This is a genomic window from Paenibacillus sp. JT22N15 (genome assembly GCF_059383755.1).
Genome location: NZ_JBXENV010000014.1, coordinates 171,518 through 186,951, shown reverse-complemented (window position 1 = coordinate 186,951; position 15,434 = coordinate 171,518). Strand labels below are relative to the sequence as shown.

Annotated in this window: 12 protein-coding genes; 11 read left to right on the top strand and 1 reads right to left on the bottom strand. The window is 45.0% G+C overall.

Annotated features, from left to right (window positions below; translation table 11 throughout):
• Window positions 1-253 precede the first annotated feature (253 nt).
• The 7 genes from sigW (at window position 254) to glmS (ending at window position 8,217) form a co-directional block, all read left to right on the top strand.
• Entirely contained in the window at window positions 254-820 is a 567-nt protein-coding gene (gene sigW / locus AC50X8_RS25175) for an RNA polymerase sigma factor SigW (protein ID WP_056033156.1), read from the top strand.
• A 110-nt stretch (window positions 821-930) separates the two neighbouring features.
• Complete coding sequence (locus AC50X8_RS25170) at window positions 931-1,569, top strand: zf-HC2 domain-containing protein (RefSeq protein ID WP_056033159.1); 639 nt, start codon at window positions 931-933, stop codon at window positions 1,567-1,569.
• A gap of 228 nt (window positions 1,570-1,797) precedes the next feature.
• Window positions 1,798-2,637: a diadenylate cyclase CdaA gene (gene cdaA, locus AC50X8_RS25165; RefSeq protein ID WP_056033166.1), complete on the top strand. Its 840-nt coding sequence runs from the start codon at window positions 1,798-1,800 to the stop codon at window positions 2,635-2,637.
• A complete protein-coding gene (locus tag AC50X8_RS25160) occupies window positions 2,630-4,075 on the top strand; it encodes a CdaR family protein (RefSeq protein ID WP_494882183.1) in 1,446 nt (481 codons plus the stop codon). The genes cdaA and AC50X8_RS25160 overlap by 8 nt, the downstream gene beginning before the upstream one ends.
• Before the next feature lie 73 nt (window positions 4,076-4,148).
• Window positions 4,149-5,489 (top strand): phosphoglucosamine mutase, encoded by a 1,341-nt coding sequence (gene glmM / locus AC50X8_RS25155; RefSeq protein WP_494862850.1) that lies wholly within the window; start codon window positions 4,149-4,151, stop codon window positions 5,487-5,489.
• A gap of 399 nt (window positions 5,490-5,888) precedes the next feature.
• On the top strand, window positions 5,889-6,296 hold the full coding sequence (locus AC50X8_RS25150) for a hypothetical protein (RefSeq protein ID WP_494882181.1): 408 nt from the start codon (window positions 5,889-5,891) through the stop codon (window positions 6,294-6,296).
• 88 nt (window positions 6,297-6,384) lie between these two features.
• Window positions 6,385-8,217 (top strand): glutamine--fructose-6-phosphate transaminase (isomerizing), encoded by a 1,833-nt coding sequence (gene glmS / locus AC50X8_RS25145; protein WP_056033178.1) that lies wholly within the window; start codon window positions 6,385-6,387, stop codon window positions 8,215-8,217.
• A gap of 1,202 nt (window positions 8,218-9,419) precedes the next feature.
• Here the strand turns inward: glmS and AC50X8_RS25140 are convergent.
• Window positions 9,420-10,082, bottom strand: a complete 663-nt coding sequence (locus tag AC50X8_RS25140) for a TetR/AcrR family transcriptional regulator (RefSeq protein ID WP_056033181.1) — start codon at window positions 10,080-10,082, stop codon at window positions 9,420-9,422.
• A gap of 243 nt (window positions 10,083-10,325) precedes the next feature.
• Here AC50X8_RS25140 and AC50X8_RS25135 point away from each other — a divergent pair, with 243 nt between their 5' ends.
• The 4 genes from AC50X8_RS25135 (at window position 10,326) to AC50X8_RS25120 (ending at window position 15,427) form a co-directional block, all read left to right on the top strand.
• Window positions 10,326-11,315, top strand: a complete 990-nt coding sequence (locus AC50X8_RS25135; protein ID WP_494862818.1) for an aldo/keto reductase — start codon at window positions 10,326-10,328, stop codon at window positions 11,313-11,315.
• A 1,114-nt stretch (window positions 11,316-12,429) separates the two neighbouring features.
• Window positions 12,430-12,939, top strand: coding sequence for a MepB family protein (locus tag AC50X8_RS25130; RefSeq protein ID WP_494882177.1), 510 nt, complete (start codon window positions 12,430-12,432; stop codon window positions 12,937-12,939).
• Between the two features lie 340 nt (window positions 12,940-13,279).
• Window positions 13,280-14,248, top strand: a complete 969-nt coding sequence (locus AC50X8_RS25125) for a LacI family DNA-binding transcriptional regulator (RefSeq protein ID WP_056033190.1) — start codon at window positions 13,280-13,282, stop codon at window positions 14,246-14,248.
• Between the two features lie 261 nt (window positions 14,249-14,509).
• Window positions 14,510-15,427, top strand: a complete 918-nt coding sequence (locus tag AC50X8_RS25120; RefSeq protein ID WP_200931605.1) for an ABC transporter permease — start codon at window positions 14,510-14,512, stop codon at window positions 15,425-15,427.
• Window positions 15,428-15,434: the final 7 nt, after the last annotated feature.

Below are 15,434 nucleotides of genomic sequence, written 5' to 3'. Positions count from 1 at the left end.
CAAGCGATAAGCTTGAGAGCTGCTTTTTTGCCATAAAGAGTGGAAAACGTATATAATAGTTCAAATAAGGCGGCAATAGCCGTTTCAACTTGCGCATTTATCTTGCTTTTTAAGTCCATGTGGATTACGATTTTCTATAGAGTTTAAGGGCAGAGGACGCGGCAGGAGTTATATTTGTTTTAGTAGGCATTGCTGATTCATAATAGCACTCGCGGCAACAATCCGTTCAAACGGAAAGTTTGGAGGAGTAGAAGTGAATGTATTGGAAGCCCGCCTTGCAAAATTATCGTTAAAAGGCGACCAGCGGGCATTTGCTGAGCTCGTAGGGCTCTATCAGGACAAGCTTTTTCACATGGCGTACCGCATGCTGAGCAACCGTCAAGAGGCGGAAGATGTCGTGCAGGAAGCGTTCATGCGAGTGTATAGAAATTTAGAGCGTTACGATGAAACCTTGAAATTTTCCACCTGGATTTATCGGATCGCGACGAATCTTTGCATCGACAAGCTGCGCAAGCGCAAGCCTGTATATTCGCTAGATGCGGAATCGACGGATCATGAAGGTTTGGATGGTTATTCGATGATTCCAAGCGACAATCGAACGCCCGAGTCGGAGACGCTGCTGTCTGAGACACAGCGGATTATTCATCAGGCGATTGCCTCGCTTCCGCCGAAATACAAGACGGTAATGATGCTGCGCTATATTGAGGATTTGTCTCTTCAAGAAATTAGCGAGGTCATGGATATCCCTGTCACGACGATTAAGACGAGGGTACACCGGGGACGGGAGTTTCTGCGCAAGAAGCTGGAATACAAGCTGTAAAATTGGCCGAAAGCTTGTCGCGAAATTTTGAAACACTTTCGGATTTGATACGTATCCTATAGTTGTAGTAGGGCGTTAACGTAAGCAAAAGAAAGAAAGGACTGGCTGCTATGGAATGCAAAGTCGCCATCGGAATGATGCACGACTATTTTGACGGTGATCTGACCAGACAAGGTACGATGGATTTGAAGGGGCATATGAGTACTTGTCCCGCTTGCCTCGCTCGGTTCGAACAGCTGGAGAAGACGGAAGCGATGACTTTTTCCGCCTTAGAGCATGCCGCAGTGGTCCCGCATTACGATATACAGGCTTCCGAGAAGCTGACGCAGCTTATTTTGGACCAAATACCGAAACCGCAGGCGAAGACTCGTCCGCAGTATTTGCGTTTGCTCTACAAGTACCCAGGCGTAACGGTCGCAGCGATTTTTGTACTCGTTATGCTGGGCAGCTTTGTCTCCATGTGGGGACACGATACGAAGCTGGTGGTGTCGGGCGAGGATCTGCATCAGGTCGTTATTGACGGCAACACGGTTACAATTCCAGAAGGTGTGCATATTAAAGGAAATTTGATCGTTGAAAATGGCATGGCCGACGTTAGAGGCGAAATCGATGGCAATGTAACGGTCATTGACGGTTCCCTCAATTTGGCCTCGACCGGTTTTATTGCCGGGCAAAGCCGGACCATTGATCAGGCACTTGATTGGTTCTGGTATAAGGTAACGACAACTTTCAGCGGATTGGCTTCTTAGGTGAGCTGCCTTCCTGACGGGAAGGCAGCTTTTTTTTCGGAAATATAGGAAAGGATATGATGTGTCCATCCTTTCTCTATATTTCTCGGAATGAAACGTGCTGCACCGCCAAAGGATGGCGACAGCTGTTTCACCTTGAATAAAGGAGTTTCCGCACCGAATATAGAAAATAATAAGTTGAAATTCAAAATACATGCGATACGTGCTCGGTTGTTTGGGGGTTCATACATGAGTTACTTTGCAGATTTGACTTGGCAGAACGGCATCAAGGACGTCATTGATATCGGGATCGTCAGCTATATTATTTACAAAATCATTTTGCTTGTACAAGGAACCAGAGCGGTTCAGCTCTTGAAGGGAATCCTTGTGCTTATTGCTGTATGGGCGATTAGCACATGGTTTAATTTATATACGCTCAAATGGGTAATGAACCAAATGTTCACCTTTGGCGTCGTGTCTGTCCTCATCATTTTTCAGCCGGAGCTGAGGCGGGTGCTGGAGCAGGTGGGACGAGGAAAGCTGTTCGTCAGCTCCTCCTTCATGGATAAGGATGTCGTCAATGAGCAGATTGATGAAGTGATGAAGGCTGTTCAGTTTATGGCGAAAAGAAAAATTGGCGCGCTAATTGTATTTGAACGGACAACCGGCGTCAATGAACTGATTGAATCAGGTGTACAGATGGAGTCGCGGATTACCTCCGAGCTGCTGAACAATATTTTCACGCCAAATACGCCGCTGCATGATGGAGCGGTCATTATTCGGGGTAATCAAATTATGGCGGCGGGCTGTTATTTGCCGCTGTCTGAAAATCCTTTTATAAGCAAGGAGCTTGGGACGCGCCATCGTGCGGCCATCGGCGTCAGCGAGGTTAGTGACGCGGTGTCGGTCGTCGTATCGGAAGAAACGGGACAAGTTTCCTTGGCGCTCAACGGCATGATCGTTCGTGATATTAAAGAAGAATCGCTAATCTCGAAGCTGTTCGAGGAGCTGACTCCGAAGACGAATGGACGCACGAAGGAACGTCAGTCGTTCGCGTTCTGGAAGCGGAAAGGAGGCCAGGATGGATAAATGGCTTAGTCATCCGACAGCGATCAAAATTATTTCTATCGTCATTGCGCTGCTGCTGTGGGCAGTCGTGCATTTCGATCCGGAATCGACTCCTGCTGCGGTGACCTCCAATACAGATAAAAAAATTATCGAGGCCGCGCAAATTATTCCAACCGGGCTGGATGAAGCTAAATATTCGCTCGTGCAGATGGAGCCGACCGTTGTCAGGATTATGGTAGAAGGCCGCCGCTCCAAGCTGCTCACTGCCAAAGACGAGGATTATATTATTACAGCTGATTTAACCGGACTTGGGGAAGGCGAGCATGTTGTGCCGTTAACGTATACGATGCCGAGCGGCGTCAACCTGCTGGAAATTTCACAGCGTACGATAAAGGTAGATATCGAAGAAATTCAGACGAAGTCCTTTGATTTGGGGCTGAAGACGTCTGGTACGCCTTCAAGCGGCTATATTGTTGGAACGCCATCACTGGTCGGCAAGGAAACAGCTCCGTCCGTTAAAGTGACGCTTCCGAAGGATGAAATGGAATATGTCGGTTCGGTAAGCGCGACCGTTAGTGTGGAAGGCGCGAAATCGACAGTTGAGGATAAAAAAGCGGGTGTTGTCGTTTATGATACGGAAGGCAAAGTGATGGAGCATGCCATTACCGATCCGAAGATCGTCGATGTGGAGGTTCCCGTCACTCCGCCAATCAAGATGGTTCCGCTCCAGATCAGCTATACGGGCAGCTTGCCGGAAGGTTTAAGCATCGCTTCGATTAAACCGGAAATCGACAAAGTTGCCGTTTATGCGGATCAAAAAACGCTTGATGCTCTCGAAGTATATAATGGGGTGACGATTGATCTCGGAGCTGTCGAGCAGTCGGGCACGGTGAAGGCGAAGGTCACGAAGCTGGATGGCATAGTGATGGTTGAGCCTGCTGAAATTAATGTTGAGGTGAATGTCGTTTCATGGGAAGCGCTGACCTTGACGAGAGCGATTCAATTAACAAATGTTGGCGAAGGGCTTTTTGCTGAAATCAGCAAGCCGCAGAGCGGCGAGGCGAGCCTCACCATTCACGGCGCACCAGATGTGCTATCGGCAATTAGCGACAAGGATTTGCAGCTGACAGCTGATTTGCAGGGACTGAAGGCTGGAACGCATACGATTAAGCTGTCGACAACGGTGCCGCGTTTCGTGACCTTGACGAACGAAGAAGCGGCATTAACCGCTACGGTAGTTATTGGCGAGAAGTCTGATCCGGTGACGGCAGATCCGGAAGAAAGCGGCGGTACGACCAAGCCGGAGCCGACTCCAACGCCTGAGCCATCGGCAACGCCGGATGAGGAAGAAAGTACGCCTAGTCCTGACTCGGGAAACGATGGCGGCAATGATGGCAATGGAGCTACGAATGCGGGCGGCGAGCCTAGCAACGGCAGCTCCGCAAACGCAAATGGTTAGTTGATTAATGAGCAGCATAGGATTGGCTGGTTTTTCAGTCAATATCGATATAATAAAAGGGGCTAGAACGACAATGGGGAAATATTTTGGTACAGATGGCGTGCGCGGTGTCGCGAATCAGGAATTGACACCAGAGCTTGCTTATAAAATTGGCCGCTGCGGCGGATTTGTATTAACGGGAGAGGCAGATAAGCCGGTAGTCGTTATTGGACGGGATACGCGTATCTCCGGTCCAATGCTGGAATCAGCGCTTATCGCTGGCTTGCTGTCTATCGGCGCAAGCGTTGTGCGCCTAGGTGTCGTGTCGACGCCGGCAGTCGCTTATATTACACGCGAGCTGAAGGCGGATGCAGGCGTTATGATTTCCGCTTCGCATAATCCGGTTGAGGATAATGGCATTAAGTTTTTCGCTGGCGACGGCTTCAAGCTGTCGGATGAGACGGAAATTCGCATTGAGCAGCTGATTGATGCGGAGCAGGATGAATTGCCGCGCCCTGTAGGCGGCGATATTGGCACTGTAACCGATGACGATTCCGCGAAGAAGCGTTATCTGGACTTTTTGAAAACGACGATTAGAGGCGGGTTCAGCGGCCTTAAAATCGTGCTCGACTGCGCGAACGGCTCTGCTTATGAGCTGGCGCCAGCTGTATTCCGCGAGCTTGGTGCGGAAATTATTACGGTAGGAGCGGAGCCGGATGGCCGCAACATCAATGCGGGCGTCGGATCGACGCATCCGGAATATTTGCGTGAGCAGGTGCTGGCGCATAAAGCGGATTTGGGACTATCCTTTGACGGCGACGCCGATCGTCTGATTGCGATTGATGACCAGGGCGAAGAGGTCGATGGCGATTATATTTTGTGCATCATTGGCGACGCTATGAAACAGGCTGGAAAGCTGAAGCATGACACCGTCGTTACGACGGTTATGGCGAACATTGGTTTCTTCAAGGCGGCGGGGCAGCTTGGCCTGCAAACCGCGCAAACGGCTGTTGGCGACCGCTACGTGATGGAAGAAATGCGTCGCGGCGGCTTCAACTTGGGCGGTGAGCAGTCCGGCCATGTTATTTTTCTAGATTATATTACGACGGGTGACGGCATTCTGACCGCTTTGCAGCTGGTCGATACGATTAAAGCTTCCGGCCGCAAGCTCAGCGAGCTGAAAACCATTATGCGCAAGTTCCCGCAAGTGCTTGTTAACGTGCGCGTAGAAGACAAGAGCAAATACCTGGGCAACCAGGCGATTGAAGCAGCAGCGGAAGAAGTGTCTCGTGAGCTTGGCGACAATGGCCGCGTGCTCGTTCGTCCTTCCGGTACGGAATCGCTCATTCGCGTCATGGCAGAAGGGCCAGACAAGGCTCAGGTTGAAGCATACGTGGCAAAAATCGTTGATGTGGTGAAAAAAGAACTCGGTTAAAGATTAATGGGCTGAGTTTTCAGCGGCGATAATCGTTAACGATAGGAAACTTCAACCATAATCTTCAATGTCCGTAAGGGTTGGCGCCTATATACTTTAATGGCAGTAATATTATACGTGACTTATTTTTTATGTGAGCAATAGTAAACGATAGTAATGTTAAGCGGCATAAATGACAATAATCAGTGCCTTTAATGATTAAGGCCGCTTGCCTCCGGTGATTGAACCGAAGCATATGCGTTGAAGCTTGAGCGCATGCTAAGGTGATTTGCGGGAGGCAGGCGGCTAGGCACCGATAATTTGTTGAGACATAGAATGAATGAGGCAATGGAGACAATCGGTGGGTATAGCTGCTTATGAATGGGCACGAGCCCGATGCTGTTGCATATTTGCCTGATAATGAATACAATAGAGAGTAATGATTTCATTCCAGAAGGAAAGCGAGGATCGAGGTTACACTGCAATATAAGCGCCAGAGCTTGCGTGATGATTCGTTTTGATGCTCGACGTAACCGATATGGACTGCATGATGGATGTGCGGACAGTGGTTATGGAGAAGCACTCGGGGCGATCATACGGGAAGCTGACGAGGTGGAGGTGTTCGAAATGTTCGGCGGGGGCCTCCCGGTTATAGCATGCCAACCGAAAGCTGAGACGCAAAATGATTGGGCGACCATTCATACAAACGTTCAGCAGGCATCAACAGACGAAATAATTGAACTTTTATTCCCGTATGTCTATGGTGCCGCCTGTGGGGCTGGTATGGGCAGAGGGTTACACAACTTCTTTGGACAAAAGCAGAACTGAATTTGTGACAACCGAATAGCGCCTGTGCCGCATATAGGCAGGCATCCGTCATAAGGGCATTATACCTAAAACGGAGGTCTATTAAATTATGTGTGGAATTGTAGGATATATTGGTAAACGTGACTCGCAGGCGATTTTGATCGAAGGGCTGAAAAAGCTGGAATACCGCGGCTATGACTCGGCAGGTATTGCTGTATTCACAGACAACGGTCTTGAAGTTTCGAAAGCTAAAGGACGCCTTGCTAATCTTGAAGGCAAGCTGCAAGGCGAGCCATTGCATGGTTCCGTCGGCATTGGGCATACGCGCTGGGCAACACACGGCAAGCCATCCGATGTGAACTCTCATCCGCATACGGACAATTCCGCTAAATTTTCGGTCGTTCACAATGGTATCATTGAGAACTATCTGGATCTGAAAGATGAATTGACTGCGAAAGGCCATGTATTCGTATCGGAGACGGATACAGAAGTGATCTCGCATCTCGTAGCTGATGAGTATGACGGCAACATCATTGAAGCGGTGCAGCGTGCCGTTAAACGTATGCGCGGAGCATTCGCTCTGGGCGTTTTGACAGAGTTTGAACCGGAGAAGCTGGTTGCAGTTCGTTTTGCAAGCCCTCTCGTCATCGGCGTAGGCAAAGGCGAAAACTTCATCGGATCGGATATTCCGGCGATTTTGGAGCATACGCGTGACGTTTATATTTTGGACGACGGCGAAATGGCTATTTTGACACGTGATAGTGTCGAATTGATGACGACAGAAGGCGCAGCTATTTCCAAGGAAATATTCCATGTCGATTGGGATCTGGTAACCGCAGAAAAAGCCGGATTTGATCATTTTATGCTGAAAGAAATTTATGAGCAGCCGAAAGCATACCGCGACACGATGCTGGGCCGCGTTGCTGACGACGGCAAATCGGTACAGCTGTCTGAACTGGCGATGACGAAGGATTATATTAAATCGATTCGTAAAGTGCATATCGTAGCTTGCGGAACAGCATATCATGCTGGCCTTGTTGGTAAAACGGTTATTGAGTCCATTGCCCGCATTCCGGTTGAAACGGATGTCGCTTCGGAATATCGTTACCGCTCGCCGATCATTACGCCAGACACGCTCGTAATTGTAGTCAGCCAATCCGGTGAAACAGCGGATACGCTTGCTGCACTTCGTGAAGCGAAGCGCAATGGCGCTCGCGTATTGGCGATTACGAACGTAGTGGGCAGCTCGATTGCCCGCGAAGCGGATGATGTGCTGGTAACGTTGGCAGGACCGGAAATTGCGGTTGCTTCGACGAAAGCTTATACGTCGCAGCTCGTAGTATTCTACCTGCTCAGCTTGTATTTCGCGGATACGCTGGGAACGAAAAATACAGCGGAGGTAAGCGAAATTCTTGCTGCGATGCAAGAGCTTCCTGAGCAAGTGGAAAGCATTTTGGAGCAAGCGCCGGTATTGCGCGATATTGCTGAATCGATCTCCTCGCATCCGAGCCTATTCTTTATTGGCCGCGGCATTGACTATCCAGTAGCGCTGGAAGGCTCGCTGAAGCTGAAAGAAATTTCGTATATTCACTCGGAAGCTTACCCAGCTGGCGAGCTGAAGCATGGCACGCTGGCGCTGATCGAAGAAGGCGTTCCGGTTATCGCTTTGGTCACGCAGGAAGAGTTGTATGAGAAAACATTGAGCAATATTAAAGAAGTAAAAGCGCGCGGCGCGAATGTGCTCGGTATTGGTAATGTTGGCTATGAAGAGGAAGCGAACAAGTCGGTTGATACACTGTTCTCGATCCCTCGCACACTGCCGATCCTGACGCCAGCACTGTCCGTTGTACCACTGCAATTGATCTCCTACTATGCTTCGCTTGCGCTCGGGCATGATGTTGATAAACCGAGAAATTTGGCGAAGAGTGTTACGGTGGAGTAGGGGAGAGTAATAAATTCCCCCCTGTGTCTAGTGACATTAAAGTTGTTGTCTAGACAATATAGTCGTTTCTTTAACAATATAGTGTGTGATTTTTCAAAATAGTTTATGTCCATGATTCATTACAATAAAGTCTTTTTTCTCTTTCTTAATAGGAAGTGACGAAACGAAAGTTTAAAACTTTTTTAATCATTAAGGGTAGTCCTAAGTTATTTTATAGGACTGCCCTTGTTTTTTCGTCGTGAGATTTTTAAATGACTTTTAATAATGAATTTTTTAGACTAGCTATTAGTAGCTCAAATAAATGAATGAGCGGTGAAACCAAATGAATGAGATAGGTGTAGACTTCCATTGAAGTCTGCAACTCTCCACACTATGTTTGCCGCTCTCCACTTAAAGTTTGCTCACGAGTCGACTGTCGAAAGAAAATTAAGTTGTAGACTAGCATGGTTGATGTTACGCGCTTTACAGCTGTTAGAATTGTCAGCCCAGCGAAATAGGTATTAGACTGAAAAACCAACTGTATCACGCTGGAAGACTGGAGCGACCGGCGGTGAAAGATCGTGCCGAACAGGAACTTCTGAAAGAACAAACTGGAAGCATGATCCGCAGCTCGCCGCTGCCGGCACCAGCATACCGATCCAGGAAGAACAAGCAGGCGCACGGCTACAGCTTCGCCGTCCTCTTAGTCCACAACTTTGTTTTCTTTCGTCACCGACGAACTTCAGGTATCCACCCCTGATTTTCGCTCGGCATTTTTCTCACTCTTTTCCCCAGGAAGCAGGCTTTTCCCAGCATCCACAGCCTTGGAATTCCGTAACACGCCTGCGTTCTCAAGCTATTTTCTCAGGTGTTTCCTCGACTGCTTTACCTGATTGATCACTTCCTAAGCTCAGCTCAAACTTATTATGCTTTAGGGGTTAGGGAGAAGGGAGGAGAAAGGGCTGGGAAGCCTTGTGGGGAGGAGGGGCAGGATTGAATAGATGGGACACTTATTTAAAACTTTTGTATGTTCCTCTTCACTACCCCCGTTCCTTTAAAGCGGCAGCGCAAATACTATGCTTGGGGAGCGCTTGTTTTGGGTAATGAAAACAAGGGTTTTGTTTTGATCAAAGGTGTAATCAAAAGAGCCCTTAGCAGGGCTTCTTTGATCAATAGGGAGAGGGGAATACTTATAGTTGGTATAGTCCTAAGTGTGGATATTATTAAAAAAGATTTTTGGTTATTTTAGCAGCCATATATTCGATTTTCGGAGTCATTGCCTTGTCATCGACGGTATGCAGTTTATCGGGTATAAATAGTAATATTTTTTTTATCGTATAATAGTCGGAAATCGCATTATATACTGTAAGATTATTTTCCATTAGATACTTTGCATCCAAGATATCTCTTAAAATCTCATCCTGCTTAATGGTAATCTTCACGTTAATTTTGTTGAAAATCCCCTGTTTTATTCCCGCATTATAAAAATCTAATATTTGTTGCTCGCGTGTTTTTAGCGCCTCGCCGAGTTGATCAAATTTCTCTGGGTAATGGACCTCAAGATCCTTCAAGAATACATCTGTAATGTATTGCATTAATAAAACGGTTTGCTCGAAAATTTGTTGAAAACGATCCCCCATTTTCTCCCCACTTGTTTCATCAACGATTTCATGAATATATTGAACAAAACTATCTACTATAAATTCCACAATATCTTCTTTTGTAGAGTAGTACTTATATAATGTGGCTCGACTAATGCCCATTATTCTAGATATTTCGTCCATTGTAAGCAACTGAAACCCATTTTTCCTCACGTAAGGAAGTAATTTCGCCATGAGTTTGCTTCTTGTTTCATTGTGCTTATCGGTGACAATCTTGTTATTCATTTCATTCCCTCCTTTCAATATTATAACCGCTCCTCTACATGAAATACATAATACATTTTATAAACAGAATATACAAACTTTATTCTTTTTGTTTACTTTGTAATTTTAATTTGGTATGATTACTTCGACGATATGATACTAACTCTGAAGTGTAGACCACTTCAATTAGGTTGATGATCGCTAGGGAGTAAAGATAATTATTTACAAGGCTTTCATTAGCCTTAAACGAAGGGAGAATAAAATATGCAGTATCGTTCTTTAGGACAACAGGGGTTGCGTGTTTCTTCACTTGGTTTTGGTTGCATGGGCATTTCAGTAGCGTATGGTCCTTCTAATGAGAATGAGGGCATTGAGACGATACGACAAGCTTATGACCTCGGTATCAATTTCTTTGATACAGCAGAGTTATACGGTAATGGTCATAATGAGCAAGTGCTTGGCAGAGCCGTTAAAGATTTTCGTGATAAAGTTGTGCTCGCAACAAAATTTGGTTTTGATATGAAAGCAGAGCAGGTTGGTGCAGGTTTCAACAGCCATCCAGACAATATTCGTAAAGTGGCTGAGAATAGCTTGCGCTACTTACAAACAGATTATATTGATGTCTTTTATCAACACATTCCAGATCCAAATGTCCCAATTGAGGAAGTTGCTGGTGCAGTAGGTGACCTCATTCAACAAGGAAAAGTGAAATATTTTGGGTTAAGTAATGCTGGCCCAGATACCATTCGCCGTGCACATGCTGTGACACCAGTATCGGTATTGCAGAGTGAGTATTCTATTTTTGAGAGGGAGCTTGAAGATAGAAACATAATTACAGTGTTAAGGGAATTAGGCATTGGTTTAGTCCCTTATGCACCGTTAGGCAGAGGATTTCTAACTAATGATGTTAAACCAGCTGAGGAGTATCCTGAAGATGATTTTCGTCGTATAGATGAGCGCTGGAAGGGAGAGAATTTTACCTATAATTTGAAGGCCGTTCAACAACTTAAAGAATTGGCATCAAACAAAGGGATCACAGTTGCACAATTGGCGCTCTCTTGGTTACTAGCACAGGATGAGAGTATTGTTCCGATTCCTGGAACGCGAAGTGTTGGTCGCCTTAAAGAGAACGTTGGGGCTGCGGATATTGAACTAACTGATAATGACCTTGCGCGTATTGCAGAAATCATTCCTAATGGATCGGCAGGTAGTCGATATCCTGCGGGGATGTTGGAGAATTTCACAAGAGAGTAACGACTCGCCAAGAGCAAGGTGAACATTCTATTTTACTTGCAAGTAAATAAAAGAATGAACAATACAAAGTCCTTATTGTATTGCAGGAGCATTAATACTTCAGACTAACAACGGCAATCTAGGACTGAACTGCACCACGTCAAGTAGGTAGTACAATTAGAAAAATAGACGGTCTTTTTCCTGTATTCCATAGGACTGAGGCTGTTTATTTTTTGTTGCTGTTATGAATTTATTTTTACACGTTCAGCTCCAACATTGTGGTGTTCAGCTTTACATGGCAAAGGGCTAACTCTGATCAATCTACTGGCAAGAACTTGGGCGGATGTAGCTCATGACGGATTCTCATGTCCGGAGGAGTGTGGTAACTGATTCATTACTGTCAGAAGAAAATAAAATGTTAGACTCGGCAAATAAAGTATTAGACTGACTATGCTTCATTAAGCCCCCTTGGTACGATGCAGTTTTCTCACTAATGCTCGCTTATTCGCAGGATTTCACCAGAAGATCGTAACCCGGATTGAATGGGACGAGAGCCGTCAAAATGGGCAACCGGCAAGCATGCGGGAACAGAAGGGGCGAGTTTTGCTCCTTTTTTGTTGATCTGCTGCACGCTGCTCCACGCACCTCTGGAGGCTTTCACTCCCATTTCTCGACGGGTCTATGCCCTTTTGTTTAATGCAATCTGATTCATTACAATAAAGTGTTGTTCTCTTCCAAATAGGAAGTGACGAAACGGGAATTTAAAACTTAATAATTCATCAAGGGTAGCCCTAAGTCATTTATAGGGCTACCCTTATTTTTATCATTACGTGATTGTTAAAGTGACATTGTTTTGCTAGTGTCACCGTTAAATTGGCTTTATGAAATTCAAATAATTTAAAAGGTAGTGAAATTATATGAATGAGATAAAATTATGCGTCTAAAAAAGCGATTATAATTGAACTTTTTTCCTGATACATTATTTAGTGACAATACTCCGAATCGACTGGGTTAAGTTGTGGCTTTGGAATAAAGTTCGATAATTTATAATAAAGTTTGATACAATTACGTCGACAGGATGGATTATGACAATTCAGCAATCGGGCCATTTTGTGTGAATTTTAGGAGTGAAGAAATGAATAATTTTTTTACAGCATTAACTTATGTAAATAAAAAGATTTATGAGCCGAATCACTTAACTGTAAAGTCAGTTCAAGAAGAAAAGCAAAATTCTAAGTATGGTGCTGGTACATTTCAATTATCTTCTAAAACAGTGCGATTCAGAGTTTCGAATATAACCCCTACCAAAGTAGGGCAGTTTGTTGCATTTTGGGAAAAGGACGAAAATAATCAAAATCAACCTTACTTATATGAGGAAGCCCCTGATTTATTAGTTATAACTACCTTTAAAAATGAAAATGAGTTTGGGCAATTTATTTTTCCAAAAGAAATACTTTTAAAACAGAACATTCTTAGGTCTACTTCAACAAAGGGCAAAATGGCAATAAGAGTTTATCCTAGCTGGGATAGTCCGAGTAGTAAACAAGCGATGAAAACTCAAAAATGGCAGTTACCCTATTTTGTTGATATGTGTATTCCAAATCAATTTCCCTTAGAAAAAGTAATAGAACTGTATTCTCTTTAATCCTCCGCAATCGGGCGCGATTGTTGAAGATCATAGCCAGAAAATGATCAAACTTTATTCCAAGGCTACATAAGTAGCACCAAACCGTATTGATTTAGGTATCAGAAGGACTCCTGTCTGCATGATAAGAGAGTTAGGGAGAACTATGGTAAACATACCGCATGAAAATTACATGCCGCCAGAAGTGCCCTTCACTTAGAGGCTTAGCGGTCAGACAATTCTTCAAGGACAACTACATTCCGCAGGAAGTGAACTCTGATGGAAACGTTCAAAAAAATATTGAAACGTTTCCAATTTGGTGATATTATAATTTTTATCGAGGGTTTAAGTGGGGGGTTAGATGTCGAGTATTAAAGATGTAGCCATCTTAGCTGGCGTAGCAGTAGGAACCGTGTCCCGTGTCATTAATAAATCAGGTGCTGTAAAACCCGCTACACGCAGAAAAGTTGAAGAAGCCATACAAGAGCTGAATTATGTCCCTAATGAAATTGCCCGAAATTTCAAAATGCGTAAATCCAAGATGGTAGCACTGATGTTACCAAGCATCTGGCACCCATTTTTTTCTGAACTGGCGTATTACATTGAGGATGAGTTGGATCTTGAGGGTTATAAGCTCATGCTCTGTAATAGCGGAGGCAAGCCTGAAAAAGAACTTTATTATTTGGAAATGCTTCAGCAAAACAAAGTGGCTGGTATCGTCGGCATTACTTACAACGATATAGAGAACAACGTGAGAAACGACATTCCGATTGTAAGTATCGACAGGCATTTTAACAAGAAAATTACCTGCGTAACTTCGGATAATTACGAAGGCGGGCGTTTGGCCTTAAGGGAGCTAGTAAAAGCGGGTGCTAGAAAACCGGCATTTATAGGAAGCGTCACTTCAGTTTACAGTGAAACCATGAATCGTAGAGAAGGCTTCATTCAAGAGGCGAAAACAATGGGTGTTGAGTACGTTGTATACGAGAAGCCAGACCCCGTTGAGGATGACGACGCTTATTTTGATGAGTTACTAAAAGAGCATCACGATGTGGACGGCGTTTTTGCCATTACCGATATATTTGCCGCCAAATATATTGAAAGAGCAGGCAGGCAGGGTATTCGGGTCCCAGAAGATGTAAAGGTCATTGGATACGATGGCATCCAGGATCATCCCTATTTCCATCCTTTGTTGTCAACAATCAGACAACCGGTGGAGGAAATGGCACGCATGACCATCAGACTGCTTTATGAGAAGATTGAAGGCAAGGATTTAGAACAGCAAGTGTATCGACTCCCGGTTACTTTTAGGCAAGGCGAAACTACGTGATTATGATTGGTAGGAAAAGCATCAGCTCATGGTCGATTTAACAGTGTGAATTGACCCTCTGGCGTTTTTCTTACCCATAATTGGAAACGTTTCAAATTATGATCAGGTTGGAAAGTATCCGTTTATTCGGTCGGTTTATGATGTCGATTTATCTATAAATCCCTTCGCACACACTGAATTGGAAACGTTTCAAAACGGAGAATACTTTACTGGAAAGGGTGTACAAGAGTGAATTCAAAAATTAGTAGCCTGGATCATTCCATGATCAAACCAAAACGAAAGAGATGGAGCCGAGTCAAACGCGACTATGAACTGTATCTGTTCTTACTGCCGATCATTATTCTTTATCTCGTATTCAAGTATTATCCGATGTACGGGGTGCAAATTGCTTTTAAGGACTTTTCACCAAGTCAGGGGATATGGGGTAGTGAATGGGTGGGATTTCAGCACTTTATAGATTTTTTCAATTCCTATAACTTCTGGACTATCATTACGAATACGCTTACACTCAGTTTTCTATCCCTGCTGTTTGGCTTCCCGGCTCCCATCATTATCGCAATCATGCTGAATCAGATGCTTGGGAAGACCTATAAGAAATTTGTTCAGACCGTAATTTACGCGCCGCACTTTATCTCTACCGTTGTACTTGTCGGTATGCTTAATGTTTTTTTATCTCCGAACAGCGGGATCGTGAATCACATCATCACCTGGTTTGGAGGGGACCCCGTGCTCTTTATGGCCGATGAGGGCTGGTTCCGTCCCTTGTATATCTTATCAGGGATATGGCAGGAGACCGGATTTGCCACGATTATTTATCTTGCTGCCCTTGCGGGAGTCAATCCCGAACTGCATGAAGCTGCAACTATGGATGGAGCGAGCAAAAGGAAGCGTGTGTGGCACGTGGACATTCCGAGCATTCTGCCGACGATCGTCATTCTGCTGATTCTCGCACTCGGCAACATAATGAGCATTGGTTTTGAAAAAGCGTTTCTAATGCAGAGCGATCTGAACTACGCCACCTCCAATATTATTCCCACCTACGTGTATGAAATGGGGATTCAGAAGGCGCAATACAGCTTTTCCACGGCGATTGGCCTGTTCAACTCTCTAATCAATATCATCCTAATTTTCACCGTTAACCGGATCGCCAAAAAAGTAACTGAAACTAGCCTGTGGTAAGGAGGAG